Annotated in this window: 12 protein-coding genes; all 12 read right to left on the reverse strand. The window is 37.5% G+C overall.

All coding sequences use genetic code 11. From position 1 onward, the window contains the following. Window position 1 precedes the first annotated feature (1 nt). The 12 genes from ftsA to mraZ are packed head-to-tail and all read right to left on the reverse strand — an operon-like array spanning window position 2 to window position 14,063. Complete coding sequence (ftsA, locus tag NOV28_RS08830) at window positions 2–1,369, reverse strand: cell division protein FtsA (protein ID WP_255929866.1); 1,368 nt, start codon at window positions 1,367–1,369, stop codon at window positions 2–4. Window positions 1,370–1,428: 59 nt separating this feature from the next. Continuing rightward, window positions 1,429–2,391, reverse strand: coding sequence for a cell division protein FtsQ/DivIB (locus tag NOV28_RS08835; protein ID WP_255929868.1), 963 nt, complete (start codon window positions 2,389–2,391; stop codon window positions 1,429–1,431). 3 nt (window positions 2,392–2,394) lie between these two features. Further along, complete coding sequence (murC, locus tag NOV28_RS08840) at window positions 2,395–3,753, reverse strand: UDP-N-acetylmuramate--L-alanine ligase (protein ID WP_255929870.1); 1,359 nt, start codon at window positions 3,751–3,753, stop codon at window positions 2,395–2,397. Between the two features lie 7 nt (window positions 3,754–3,760). Further along, on the reverse strand, window positions 3,761–4,873 hold the full coding sequence (gene murG / locus NOV28_RS08845) for an undecaprenyldiphospho-muramoylpentapeptide beta-N-acetylglucosaminyltransferase (protein ID WP_255929872.1): 1,113 nt from the start codon (window positions 4,871–4,873) through the stop codon (window positions 3,761–3,763). Window positions 4,874–4,882: 9 nt separating this feature from the next. Then, a complete protein-coding gene (locus tag NOV28_RS08850) occupies window positions 4,883–6,112 on the reverse strand; it encodes an FtsW/RodA/SpoVE family cell cycle protein (RefSeq protein WP_255929874.1) in 1,230 nt (409 codons plus the stop codon). Window positions 6,113–6,135: 23 nt separating this feature from the next. Then, window positions 6,136–7,461 (reverse strand): UDP-N-acetylmuramoyl-L-alanine--D-glutamate ligase, encoded by a 1,326-nt coding sequence (gene murD / locus NOV28_RS08855; RefSeq protein ID WP_255929883.1) that lies wholly within the window; start codon window positions 7,459–7,461, stop codon window positions 6,136–6,138. Window positions 7,462–7,506: 45 nt separating this feature from the next. Further along, window positions 7,507–8,748, reverse strand: coding sequence for a phospho-N-acetylmuramoyl-pentapeptide-transferase (gene mraY, locus NOV28_RS08860; protein ID WP_255929885.1), 1,242 nt, complete (start codon window positions 8,746–8,748; stop codon window positions 7,507–7,509). A gap of 48 nt (window positions 8,749–8,796) precedes the next feature. Beyond that, entirely contained in the window at window positions 8,797–10,257 is a 1,461-nt protein-coding gene (locus NOV28_RS08865; RefSeq protein WP_255929887.1) for a UDP-N-acetylmuramoyl-L-alanyl-D-glutamate--2,6-diaminopimelate ligase, read from the reverse strand. Window positions 10,258–10,287: 30 nt separating this feature from the next. Next, complete coding sequence (locus tag NOV28_RS08870) at window positions 10,288–12,279, reverse strand: penicillin-binding transpeptidase domain-containing protein (RefSeq protein WP_255929889.1); 1,992 nt, start codon at window positions 12,277–12,279, stop codon at window positions 10,288–10,290. Continuing rightward, window positions 12,263–12,628: an FtsL-like putative cell division protein gene (locus NOV28_RS08875; RefSeq protein WP_255929891.1), complete on the reverse strand. Its 366-nt coding sequence runs from the start codon at window positions 12,626–12,628 to the stop codon at window positions 12,263–12,265. Before NOV28_RS08875 ends, NOV28_RS08870 begins: the two co-directional genes overlap by 17 nt. A gap of 15 nt (window positions 12,629–12,643) precedes the next feature. Next, entirely contained in the window at window positions 12,644–13,537 is an 894-nt protein-coding gene (rsmH, locus tag NOV28_RS08880; protein ID WP_255929902.1) for a 16S rRNA (cytosine(1402)-N(4))-methyltransferase RsmH, read from the reverse strand. Window positions 13,538–13,592: 55 nt separating this feature from the next. Then, window positions 13,593–14,063 carry a division/cell wall cluster transcriptional repressor MraZ gene (gene mraZ / locus NOV28_RS08885; RefSeq protein WP_255929904.1) on the reverse strand — a complete coding sequence of 157 codons (471 nt, stop codon included), beginning with the start codon at window positions 14,061–14,063 and terminating at the stop codon, window positions 13,593–13,595. Between the last annotated feature and the right edge of the window lie 186 nt (window positions 14,064–14,249).

Consider the following 14,249-nt stretch of genomic DNA (forward strand, 5'->3'; position numbering starts at 1 on the left):
ATTATTCAACTTCTTCAAAGAATTTTTTCACGCTTTCCATGATTTTCTGTCCGATGGTAAGCTTGCTACGTCTTCCTTCTTGGGTATTTGCTAAGATTATTTCTTCTGTTCTAAATTCTGGAGTTTCTTCTGCAGTCTCAGTTTCTTTGTTTTCCGGAACAGCTGAAGCAATGGTTTCTTCTACAGGGTTTGGAGTATTTTTCTTATCCCTAATTTTTAAACTTTCCATTAATAATCCGATGGAAGTTGCGAATTCTGGTCCTTTTAAAAATTGGTTTTTATCATTGGCAACATATTCGTTGGCGAATCCGATTCTGCTGTCGAAACCGGTAGTATAATTTGCCAGTTGACGAAGGTGTCGAAGATTAGAACCTCCTCCGGTTAATACAATTCCTGCGATCAATTTTTTCTTTTGCTCGAACGCACCGTATGCTTTCAATTCAGTATTGACCATTTCCAGGATTTCTTCAACTCTTGCATTAACCACTTGTGCCAAAGTTTTTAAGGAAATTTCTTTATCAGGTCTTCCATGTAAACCTGGAATGGTAACAAATGTGCTATCTTTTTCGAGTTCAGGAACGGCTGATCCAAATTTTACTTTCAGTTGTTCTGCGTGTTTTTCGATGATAGAGCAGCCTTCTTTGATATCGTCTGTAATGATTCCGCCACCGTAAGGAATGACGCAAGTGTGACGAATGATATTGTCTTTAAAAATCGCAATATCGGTAGTTCCGCCACCGATGTCAACGATTGCTACACCGGCTTCTTTTTCTTCTTTTGTTAATACCGATTCGGAAGAAGCGAGAGGTTCCAAGGTTAAAGCTTCCATTTCCAAACCAGCTTCACGTACGCATCTTGCGATGTTTCTGATGCTTCCCATTTGTCCTACTACAACGTGGAAATTAGCTTCTAATCTTTTCCCGTGCATTCCGATAGGTTCCTGAATTTCGCCTTCGGAATCTACTTTATATTCCTGCGGAAGAACGTGGATGATTTCTTCGCCGGGTAACATTACTAATTTTTTTACTTGTTCTTTCAGTTTCTCGATGTCATCTTCAGTGATGTATTGATCCGGATTATCTCTCATGATATAATCGGAATGCTGAAGAGAGCGGATGTGTTTACCTGCAATTCCTACCGTAACCTTGTGGATAGGAACTCCCGCACTGCTTTGTGCTTCTGCTACTGCGGCTTTGATGGATTGGATGGTCTGGGAAATGTTGTTCACAATACCTTTGTGAACTCCCAGGCTTTTTGCCTTTCCAACGCCGAGAATTTCAATTTTGCCGTGGGCATTTCTTCTACCGACGATCGCCACAATCTTTGTGGTTCCGATGTCGAGCCCTACTGAATACTCGTGATTTTCCATTGTGTATGTCGATTTGATTTTTTACTAATTTTTTAAAATGATATTGAATATTTTGCCTTTTATTCTATTTTCACTTTAGCTTTTGGTTTTTTGTCCGTTTTCGATTTATCTGTGCTTTTTTTGGTCGAAGAAACCTTTTCTTTCGGTTTAGGTTTGCTTTCTGCTTTCTTTGCTGTAGGTTTTGGGGTTTCCTTTTTCTCTGACTTCACGACTGGTTTCGTTTCTGTCTTTTTCTGAGCAAGGTTTGGGGCTTTTGCCATTTCCTTATTTCCTAAATTAAGAAGACTATCGTTTTCTTTAAAATATGGATTCAGGGTGGTTACAATCTGGTTGTCATACTTCACCGATATTTTGCGATATTTTTCCGGCTGCTGATAAATCAGATATTTTTCAACAAAAGTTTTAAAACCCTTTACTTTTAAGTCTATTTTATCCAAATCACCTATTTCTACTTTATAATTTCCTTGACTTGTCAATAAATTATAACCTCCTTTTTCCTTAGCAATTCCTATAAAATATTTTTTGCTGAAGCTGTCTTTATCAATTTTATCGACCAGTTCGGCAAGTTTTTCATAATCCGAAGGTTTCACATCGCCCGTCACCAACATACACGGAAACGAATAATTGGCAGAAATAGGAAATTCAGTCCCTTTTTCGTCCACATAAAAATCTCTATCGCCCGTATTCAAGCGGAAAGCCGGAACGCGCTGTTTGATGTCGAGATTAAGGTTTCCATTTAAATTCAAATAAACATTTGCGCTGTCAACCGCCGGAAGACTATTGAGTTTTTTCTCCAAATCAGGAATATTGATGTCTCCTACTTTTTTGGTGGGATTGGCTTTTTTCACAATATTTTTCACATCTTTTTCATCAATAAAATAGACAGGATGTTTCGTTTGGGTCATATTTACCGAAACTTTTTCCATCGGTTTATTGTTGAATCTTTTCAATGAAAAACTCAGCAGAAACCCGAAGATGATTACTGTGATTAAAATTTTTAATATTCTGAATTTGTTTTTCATTCTTTATTTTTCTGAAAGCCAAGCTAAGATTGGGTCGTATAACGTATCGATATTTCCTGCACCAACTGTTAGCAACACATCGAAATCTTTTTCTTTTATTTTATGAAAAGCTTCATCTAAGGTTGAAACTTCTTTATTTTCTAATTTAATTTTTTCTGAAAGCCATTTTGAAGTTACGCCTTCGAAATTTTCTTGTAATTCGCGAGCCGGATAGATATCGAGCAAAATCAGTTCGTCGGCATTGTTTAAACTTTCCGCGAAACCATCAGCAAAATCACGCGTTCTGCTAAACAAATGTGGCTGGAAAACGACCAACAGTTTTTTGTTCGGATAGAACGTTTTGATGGATCCCATTACGGCATTCAATTCTGTCGGATGATGCGCGTAATCGTCGATATAAATTTTCCCATTCTCGAATTGATGTTTGGTATATCTTCTTTTAATGCCTTTAAAATTGGCAATTCCACGTTTTAAAGTTTCAAAATCAACTCCTAAATTGTTGAGGATTGCGATAGCAACTGTAGCATTTTCCACATTGTGAATTCCCGGAATTTCCCAAACAAAATCGCTGATTTCTTCTTTTGGAGTGTGAAAATCGAAAGAAATTTTGTCGCCGATTTCCCGAATATTGTCCGAATAATAATCTGCTTCTTCGTTTACCGCATAAGTTTTTGCAGGACGACCAATGTTGATACCTTTTCGCACAAAAAGTTGCTGATCCGACGGAACCAAATTGGCAAAATCTCTGAAACTTTGTTCGATGGTCGCTTTGTCTCCGTAAATATCAAGATGATCCGCATCGATAGAAGTAATTGCTGCCCAATCCGGAGAAAGGTTGAGGAAACTTCTGTCGTATTCATCGGCTTCTACTACCGAAATTTCGCTTCCGTTGAAAAGGAAATTCGATTTGAAATTCTCAGCAATTCCACCTAAAAAAGCTGAAAACGGAAGATTTGCTTCTTTCGAAAGATGGGCCACCAAAGATGAGGTTGTCGTCTTTCCATGAGTTCCTGCAATGGCGATGCATGCGGTGTTTTCGGTGATCATTCCGAGAACTTTTGCTCTTTTTAGCACCGTGAATTTTTCATCATTAAAATGATTTAAAATCTCCAATTTTTTGATTGCAGGAGTGAAAATTACCAAAGTATTTTCTGAACTTAAATTGAGTATTTTATCGTCTAAAACATCTTCAAAAACAATATCAATTCCCTCCGATTTCAAAGCGGTGGTAAGTTTGGTTTCGGTTTTATCATAACCCAAAACATTTTTGCCCGAAGCATGGAAATAGCGCGCCAAAGCACTCATTCCGATGCCGCCGATTCCTACGAAGTAGAAGTTTTGATAGGTTGATAATGGTTTCATTTTTTGTTTATGATTTGATGTTTACCGCGGATAATATTTCGTTTACAATTTCTTCTGCAGCATTGGGTTTTGCGAAGAAGTTGAGGTTTTCACTCATTTCTTTTCTCACCACTTCATTTTCGCAAATTTCCATTAAAGTATTCCAGAATTTGTCTCTCATTTCGGTGTCTTTCACCATTCTGGCGGCGTTTTTTTCTACCAAAGTCAATGCGTTTTTGGTTTGATGATCTTCTGCCGCAAACGGAAACGGAACCAGTAAAACTGGTTTTTGCGCAACAGCCAACTCTGAAATTGCGATAGCACCTGCTCTGGAAACGATTACATCTGCTGCTGAATAAGCCACCACCATGTTTTTGATGAATTCTACAATTTGTAGATTTCTGCTTTTTTGATCTTCAGTTTCTGTTAATATATTTTTATAATCGGTTTTTCCGGTTTGCCAAATCAGTTGATAATCTTTTGCCAAAAACGGATCGAGATTTTCTTTCCAAGCATTATTTAAAGTTCTGGAACCTAAAGAACCACCGACAGATAAAACGGTGAGTTTATTGGGATCTAAAGCCAACTGTTTCTTTGCTGATGCAGGATCTATTAAATCTGTTATAATATTTTCACGAATTGGATTTCCAAGGAACAAGGTTTTTGTGCCATTGAAAAACTTTTCCATATTCGGATAAGCAGTGAATACGGTTTTTGCTTTTTTCGATAAGAAAATATTGGTTTTCCCAGGAAGTGAGTTTTGTTCCTGCACAAAAATGGGAACGCCAAGATTTGAAGCGACAAACAAAGCTGGTCCGCTCGCAAAACCTCCGGTACCGACTGCGAAATCGGGCTTGAATTCTTTAATAGTTTTTCTAGCTTTTGCCCAGCTGGAAACTAATTTGAACGGCAAACCAAGATTTTTCAATAGATTTCCACGATCGAATCCCGCGATATTTAAACCAACAATATTGTAACCAGCTTGCGGAACTTTTTCCATCTCCATTTTTCCGTTGGCTCCAATGAACAAAAATTCGGCATCCGGAAATCTTTTTCGGATTTCGTCTGCAATAGCAATCGCCGGGAAGATGTGTCCACCAGTTCCGCCGCCGCTCATTAATATTTTTAATTTTTTGCTCATGATCTCTTGTTATGCGATATCGTTTATTTCTTCAATATTTTGTTTTTTGCCCATTCCTTCTTCATCATAAACTTGTATTCTGGAGCTTATATTTAGTATAATTCCTAATTGAAAATAAGTGACCAACATCGATGTTCCTCCATAACTAATCAGTGGTAACGGCTGTCCTGTAACCGGAATCAGGTTAACTGCAACGGCAATATTCACCGAGAGTTGCACGAAAATCATTATTCCTAAACTGAGCACCAATAAACTGCCGAAAAATGCGGGCATTTTACTGGCAATCATCACGATTCTGATGATCATGATTAGATAAAGTGCAATTAAAAATAACGCACCAAAAAAACCATATTCTTCCACAATGATGGCGAAAATAAAATCGGAAGCAGATTGAGGAAGCATTTGTTTCAACGCGCTTTTTCCTGGTCCCATTCCGGTTATTCCACCGTGTACGATGGCAGCTTTTGCCTGCATTACCTGATAATTTTTGGCTTTCAGAGTTTCATCTTCAACATCGGTTGTTTTCTTTGAATTGGAAAATGTTTCGATACGGCTCATCCAAGTGTGAACACGGTTGTTTTGTATCAAATCGGTTTTTAGTGCAACAAACATAAAAATCCCAATTGCAATACTAGATATACCCATAAATCCGAAAATGTAAGTTTTTGGAAGCTGGCCAATCAGCATTACCGCCAATGAAACAATGAGAATCATCAACGCTGTGGAACCATTATCTTTCGCTACCAATACGAAAACCAGAAGAACCGGCCCGAATACATACAAGATGTTTTCTAATGGAAGTCGCTCTCTTTTAATGGTTTTGGTAAGATATCGGCAGAGATAAATAATCAGAAATAAATACGCAAACGAAGAAGGCTGGAAAGAAATTGGGGTTCCTGGAATTTTCAGCCATCGTGAAGCGGAAGCTCCATCGATTTGTTGTCCGGTAAATGATGTGAGAGCCAACAATATCACGAGTATTCCCAAAAGGATGCTGCTGAGTTTGCCGATGTGCTCATATTTTACCATTCCCACGGATCTCATAATGGCTAATCCCATGAATACAAAAAACATGTGCTTCATCAAATGGGTAGTTGTAGTACCATTATTAACAATAAATTCCAAATTGGAACTCGCGGAATATACCGGGAATACAGAGAAGAACGAAATCAATAAGATTACGCTCCAAAGGACTTTGTCGCCTTTTAAAAGTTCGAATTTGTTTTCTGTTTCCTGCATTTTTTGTAGAACCGCGTAGGTTTTTATTTTAAAACTTCTTTTTTAAACTTATTGCCACGATCTTCGTAATTATCGAATAAATCGAAGCTTGCACAACATGGAGAGAGCAATACCGCATCGCCCGATTGCGCTAATGATTTCGAGATGCTCACTGCTTCTTCCATACTTGAAGTGCTGTAAATGAGTTCTTTTTTATCCTGAAAGAAATCAATAATCTTTTGGTTATCAATTCCTAAGCATACGATCGCTTTCACTTTTCTCTTTACCAAATCTTCAATTTCGGTATAGTCGTTTCCTTTATCTTTTCCACCAACAATCCAGATGGTTGGTTGTTTCATGCTTTCCAAGGCGTAGTAAGTGGCGTTTACGTTGGTTGCTTTACTGTCGTTGATGAATTTCACCCCGCCAATTTCTGCAACTTGTTCCAATCGATGTTCAACCGCCTGAAAAGTCATCAATGAGTTTCTGATGCTTTCATTTTTGATGTTCAAAAGTTTACCAGCAATGGAAGCGGCCAAACTATTTGCGATATTGTGGTTCCCAAGAAGAGAAAGTTCCTCGATTTTCATTGAAAACTCATCGCCGATTTTCACCACCATTTTATCATCCATTACAAAACCACCTTCTTTCAATTTCTCCTGTAATGAAAAAGGAATTATTTTAGCTTTAATTTCCAGCTTTTCAAGGAGTTTCATGCTCATTTCATCATCTTTGTTGTAGATAAAGAAATTATCATTTTCTTGGTTTTCGGTAATCCGGAATTTCGCTAAAGCATATTCTTCGTAGTTGTAATTGTACTGATCCAAATGATCCTGGCTCAAGTTCAACAACAAAGAAATATGAGGTCTAAAGTTCTGAATGTCATCTAGTTGGAAAGAACTTACCTCCAAAACATAATAGTCGAAATTTTCGTCAGCAACTTGTTTTGCGAAACTTTTTCCGATATTTCCTCCCAATCCAACTTTCAAATCATCATTTTTCAGGATGTGATAAATGAGCGAAGTCGTCGTGGTTTTTCCGTTACTTCCGGTAATCGCGATGATCTTGGCATCAGTAAACTCAGCAGCAAATTCAATCTCCGAAGACAATCTGATTCCTTTTTGATTGATTTTGAAAATGATGTCTGCCTTTTTAGGAATTCCGGGCGATTTGATAATCCAGTCTGCAGCCAGAATCCGCTCTTCATCGTGGTTTCCTTCTTCGTACTCAATACCCGCATCGATCAAGAGCGATTTGTATTCTTCTTTGATCAAACCTTTGTCTGAAAGAAAAACATTCATCCCTTTTTTCTTAGCTAAATATGCTGCACCAAATCCGCTTTCTCCGCCGCCTAAAACAACTATTTTCATTTTTGAACTTTTATTTTCAATGGAAAAAACCATTGATTTTTCTTTTTATCTAACTTTCAAAGTGATTAAACAAATGATGGCAAATAATACTCCCATAATAATCATTCGGTTCACGATTTTGCTTTCATGATATCCTTCTTTTTGATAATGATGATGAAGGGGAGACATCTTGAACAATCGATTGTTTTGGGCATATTCTAACCCGAATTTTCTTTTTCTATATTTAAAAACTGCCACCTGAAGCATTACCGAAACATTCTCGATCAAGAAAATTCCGCAAAGCACAGGAATCATCAATTCTTTTCTTAAAATGATCGCCAAAACCGCGATCACTCCACCCAACATCAAACTTCCGGTATCTCCCATGAAAACTTGCGCCGGATAAGTATTGTACCAGAAAAATCCGATAACAGCACCCACCAATGCGAGCGCAAAAATCGTAGTTTCACCCATGTTCGGTAAAAACATAATGTTGAGGTAATCTGCGAAAATAATGTTCCCAGAAATGTAGGCAAAAAAGGAAAGTGTCAGCAGTATGACGACGCTGGTTCCCGCGGCAAGCCCATCGATTCCATCGGTGATATTTGCCCCATTAGAAACTGCCGTTACGATGAAAATAACGATTGGGATGAAAACAATCCAAGCCCATTCGTGAGCTTCTTCGGGCGACATCCAGAAAAGAATTCCACTGTAGTCAAACTCATTGTTTTTTACGAAAGGAACGGTGGAAACAGTTGCTTTTTCGGTAGGCATAAAGTTTTTCTCAACATTATTTCTGCTTACTTCCGATGCGTCTGCATATTTTCTTTTTACCGAAATATCAGGATGGAAAAACATGGTAACTCCCACGATCAATCCCAAACCAACTTGTCCGATAACTTTGAATTTTCCGCTAAGACCGTCTTTATTTTTTTTGATTTTCTTTAAATAATCGTCAATGAAACCAATTACACCCATCCAAACTACCGATGTGATGAGCAACACGATATACACATTGAAAATTCGGGTAAACAGCAAAACCGGAATTAAGGTAGCGATAATGATGATTAAACCACCCATTGTTGGAGTTCCTTCTTTTTGCTTTTGTCCTTCGAGGCCGAGATCACGAACGAGTTCTCCCATCTGTTTTTTTCGAAGGTAATTGATGATTTTTTTACCATAAACCACCGCAATAATCAGCGAAAGCAAAACTGCCATTCCTGCGCGGAATGAAATAAATTTAAACATACCGAGTCCGGGAATATGAATCCCAAGATTGGTAAGATATTCGTAGAGATAGTATAACATGTTCTTTTTTTCGGTTTTGGTTGGTTTAAAAATTCTTTAATTTATCGATCATTTGCTCATCAATTGAGATAATTCAATGATCACTTCTTTGTCATCAAAATGGTGTTTCACGCCATTGATTTCCTGATAATCTTCGTGACCTTTTCCGGCAACGAGGATGATGTCTTTCGGTTCGGCAAATTTTATCGCCATCTTTATTGCTTCTTTTCGATCGGGGATCGAAGTGTATTTGCTATAATTTTGTGGATCCACACCGGCTTCGATTTCCTTGATGATTTCCGCAGGGTTTTCCGTTCTCGGATTATCGGAAGTGATGATCGCCAAAGTAGATTTTCTTGTAGCAATTTTTCCCATTTCAGGGCGTTTCGCATGATCTCTGTCGCCGCCACAACCGAAAACGGTAATTAATCTTTCGTTTTTGGTGCGAATCTCGTTGATGGAATCTAAAATATTTTCCAAAGCATCGGGAGTGTGAGCGTAATCGACCACGAAAAAGATTCCGCCTTTCGATTTCAGGGTTTCAAAACGACCTTTCACTCTTTTCAAATTCGAGATGGCTTTCAAAACATCTTCTTCCTGAAATCCTAATTCAATGGTTACTGCAAAAGCCAACAGAAGGTTATAAACATTGAATTTTCCGGTCAACGTTGACCAAAATTCTTTTCCATTAAAATTCAGAAGCATTCCATTGAAATCAACTTCCAGAATTTTTCCGTGGAAGTCTGCCATTGTTTTCAAAGCGTAGGTTTTCTTTTGCGCTTTGGTGTTTTGCAGCATTACGTTTCCGTTTTTGTCATCAACGTTGGTGATGGCGATTGCTTCCGGATTTAGTTCATCAAAAAATCTTTTTTTGGTTTTTAAATAAACATCAAAAGTTTTATGATAATCAAGATGATCATGAGTAATATTGGTAAATCCAGCGATTTTGAAATGCAAACCTTCGGTTCTGTTTTGATCGATTCCGTGCGAAGAAACTTCCATGAAAGCATATTCACAACCGTTTTCTACAGCTTTTGCTAAAATTTTATTTAAAGTCAAAACATCCGGAGTGGTATGTGTTGAAGGGAATATTTCGTCCGCAATTCGGTATTCCACGGTTGAAATTAAAGCTGATTGAAAGCCTAAATTTTTGAAAATATCGTACAAAAGTGTTGTAACTGAAGTTTTCCCGTTGGTTCCGGTGATTCCAATTAAATTGAGTTTTTCAGATGGATTTCCATAGAAATTAGAAGCCAATTGACCCAAAACTTTCGAGGAATCTTTCACTTTAATAAAAGTGATTTCTTGGTATAAATTTTCTGGGAAATCTTCGCAAACGATAACTTTTGCCCCTTTTTCAATGGCTGCATTAATGAATGAATGTCCGTCGGAAACCGTTCCTTTAATCGCCACATACAGCGAATTTTCAACAGCTTTGCGGCTGTCGAAAACGATTTCTGAAACTTCCGGATTTTTGTTTCCGAAAATTTCTACTACGGGAATTCTGTTCAATAACGCTTCTAAATTCATTTTATCTTTTACAGGAAATTTCCTGTTTTTTTAATTCTGTAAACTGAGGTAAATTTTTTGATTTTTACCAATTCTTGTTCCTTCCAGCGGGAACTGTTCTTTGATTCTTCCAACTCCTTTGAAATTAACTCGATAACCAGAGTTTTCCAATTGAGGAATTACATTTTTACCAATCAATCCAACAACATTTGGCATTTGACCTTCGTTGATTGCAATTTTCACGTTAGGTTCTACCATTTTACTTAAATCAACCTTCTTGTCAACCAACATTTCCTGTTCTACATTTTGAGGAGTTTTAAGGAAGGTTTTACCAGCAATTTCTTTGAAAACCGGCGCTGATACGGTTGCTCCGTAAAATCCTTTGGAATTATCGGGCTGGTTGATCATCACGATGCAGGTGTATTTGGGATTATCTGCGGGATAAAATCCGGCGAAACTTGCTTGATATTTTGCAGGACCTGGTTTCCAATATTCAAATCTTGCGGTTCCGGTTTTTCCAGCCATTTTCAGGTTAGGGGTGAAGATGCTTTTTGCAGTTCCTTTTTCTACAGCTTTGGTAAGCGCGTGAGTCATCATCGTGATTGCCTTCGTGGAAGCCATTTTGTTAACCATCACTTCTGGTTTTGCAGTATAAAGCACTTGCCCGTCTTTCATTATTTTATCGATGAAAAGAGGTTTTAGCATTTTGCCTTTGTTGGCTAATCCGTTATAGAAAGTGGTAAGTTGCAAAAGGTTGAATCGGGAAGAATAGCCATAAGATAATGAGGCCAAAGTGGCGGCATTCCATCTTTTATTCTCCGGGGTTACAATGAAAGGTTTGGTAATTCCAGGGAGTTCAATATCCATTTTATCAAACATTTTCCATCTTTTCAAATGATCGAGGAAAACCTGTGGTTTATCAGCATAATATTTAGTAATGAGTTTTGCAGAACCCACGTTGCTGGATTTTGCCAAAACATCAGCGATTTCATAGGTTCCACCTCCGTGTCCGTCAGAAATTCTTTGTTTGGCATAAGTCCATACTCCGTTTCCTACATTCACAGTTGTATTTTCGTCGATAAAACCATCATCCATAGCAGCCAAAAGCGATACAGTTTTGAAGGTAGAACCAGGTTCTGTGGCATCTTTTAAAGCATAATTATAAGAATCCACATACATTCCGGGTTCGGTTCTGCGAAGGTTGACCATGGCTTTTACTTTTCCGGTAGCCACTTCCATCACCAAAACACAACCGTGATCTGCATCAAAATTAATAAGTTGTTTTTCTAATGCTGAGTGAGCAATATCCTGAATTCTCAGATCAATTGTGGTGTAAACATCTTGTCCGTCAATAGGTTCTTTTACTTTCCAATAATCGATGGGTTTCCATTGGCTCGAATTCACGCGCTGTTCAAGGCGAGTACCATCTGTACCGGTCATGTATTTAGAGAAAGCGCCTTCCAAACCAGATTTTGTCACGCCGTTATCCATTCCGATGGTTCCGGATCCAATTTGAGTTGTAGCGAGCTCGCGTTTGAAATTTCTGTCAACAATAAATCCGCCTTTATTCTTGCCTTTTTTGAAAATAGGAAATTTTCTTATTCTGTCATATTCATCAAAATCGAGTCCTTTTATTAATGAATAATATTGATTTTTTTTGTTTTTTTGCTGATCAAGCCTATCTCTGAAATAGCTTCTAGGCTTACCGAACATTGCTGACAATGAGTCGGTTAACGCACCTATGTTGTTTGTATAAACGGTGTCTTTAATGGTTTTAAAATCAATATAAACATCATATCGCATTACGGTGGTTGCCAAGATAGATCCGTCGGAAGCGTAAAGATTTCCACGAGCAGCTTTAAGGGTGGCTTCCCGATAATTTTTGCTGATGTAATCGTCTTTTATTTTTTGAACATTGGTGTTCTGTAAAATAAGAATTCTAGCTAAAAATACGAGAAAGACAAGAAAGGCAGACCCTGCAAAAAGGTAGCCCCATCTCAATGTTTTTGAGCGTTTGTTTTCGAATTCATTTTGAACCGCCATCTGTACTGTCTAATTTTATCAATAATTTATGAGGATGATTTTCCAATGATAATAAGGAATCTTCCACCATTTCTTTTCCCAATTCTGACTCTAGTTTTACTTTAATCAGCTTGCTCTGTGCGTATGCGTTTCGGGATTTGTATTCTTCGGTTTGTTCTTTCAAATCGTTCACCTGTTCAATTTTTTTACTCACAAGGTGATTGCTAAAAATCATGATCATCAAAAGGAAAAACACCAACATGAAATATCGGTAATGAATTTTTACTTCATCACGATTCAGGAAGTTTCCTTTTATAATGTCTATAAAAGTGAGTTTTTTCTGGGGACGATATGTTTGCTTTTTTGCCAAAGGCTATTTTTTGTTTTAATTTTTAATTCCAACACGCATTTTTGCGCTTCTTGCTCTCGAATTTTCTGCGATTTCAGCTTCGTCGGGGATGATGGCTTTGCTTTGTAAAAGATCAAATGCTTTCGCATAATTTCCATAAATGTCTCTCGCTGGTTCGCCTTCAAACATTCCGTTTTTCAGGAATCTTTTCACCAATCGATCTTCCAAAGAATGGTAAGAAATCACCACTAATCTTCCGTTTGGTTTTAAAATTTTATAAGACTGAAGCAGCATTTCCTTCAAAACATCCAATTCCTGATTCACTTCAATTCTGATCGCTTGGAAAACCTGAGCGAAGAATTTATTTTGCTTAAACTGAGGGATATAACTGAATAATTTCTTCAAATCTTCCGTAGTTTCAATCGGTTTTAGTTTGCGATGATGAACGATTTCTCTTGCCAATTTTCTGCTTTCGCGAAGTTCGCCGTAGTAATAAAAAAGATTCGCAAGTTGCTCTTCTTCATACTCATTGATGATTTTTTTGGCATCCAAATGTTGCATCACGTTCATTCTCATATCGAGCGGAGCATTGCTTCTGGTAGAAAAACCGCGTTCAGCAGCATCAAATTGATGTGAAGAAACGCCCAAATCTGCTAAAATTCCATCAACTTGGTGAATTCCGTAAATCATTAACGAATTCTCCAAAAACCGGAAATTTTGATTGATCAGCGTAAATCTTTCGTCTTCAATTGTGTTTTTCAGAGCGTCTAAATCCTGATCAAAACTGTAAAGTTTTCCTTTATTTGAAAGCCTTTTCAGGATTTCTCTCGAGTGACCACCACCGCCAAAGGTTACGTCCACATAGATTCCGTCAGGATTTGTCACCAAATCATCTACACTTTTCGTCAGCAAAACCGGGTTGTGATACATATCTTTATATTATGGATGGTAAAAATGTTGTTTAATTCCCTCTGTGTTTTCGGGATTAATTCACGTCGTCTTCGAAATTGATATTGCCCATCACTTCTTCAGCAAGTAGTGCAAACTCTTCAGCAGAAGTTGCGATGGTTTTTTCATAGTCTTCTTTGTCCCAAATTTCGAAAAGCTCGCCTGCACTGGTGATTACGATATCTTTTTTTAAATTAGCAAACAAAGTGAGATCTTTTGAGATCTGTAATCTTCCGGCATTATCAGGTTCTACGGTCTTCAAACCTGCCGTAAATTGTCTGATGAAATCCGCATTTTTCTTTTGAAAACGATTCAATTTATTGATCTTTTCCATCAGTTTTTCCCAACCGTTCAGTGGGTAAACTTCTAGGCAATATTGGAAAACAGAACGTTTTACCACAAAGGAATCACCACCAAAACCTTCCATCTGTTTTACCAGTGATGATGGGAGTTTGATGCGACCTTTGTCGTCCATTTTGCATTCGTATGTGCCTATGAAATTCTTCATTTGGGACAAATTTATAGAAAAAATTCTAAAACTTCCCACTTTTTCCCACTTTTTGACTTAATGTTAATAAGTTTTGATTTTCTTGAGTAAATGATTGATAGAAAAGTAGTTATAGAGATGATAAAATTTCTTTCATAAATATCAATTGGTATTGCTAAAAATCCTATTTTTATCGAAAATTCACAC

Source organism: Kaistella montana, from assembly GCF_024436175.1.
Classification (GTDB): domain Bacteria; phylum Bacteroidota; class Bacteroidia; order Flavobacteriales; family Weeksellaceae; genus Kaistella; species Kaistella montana.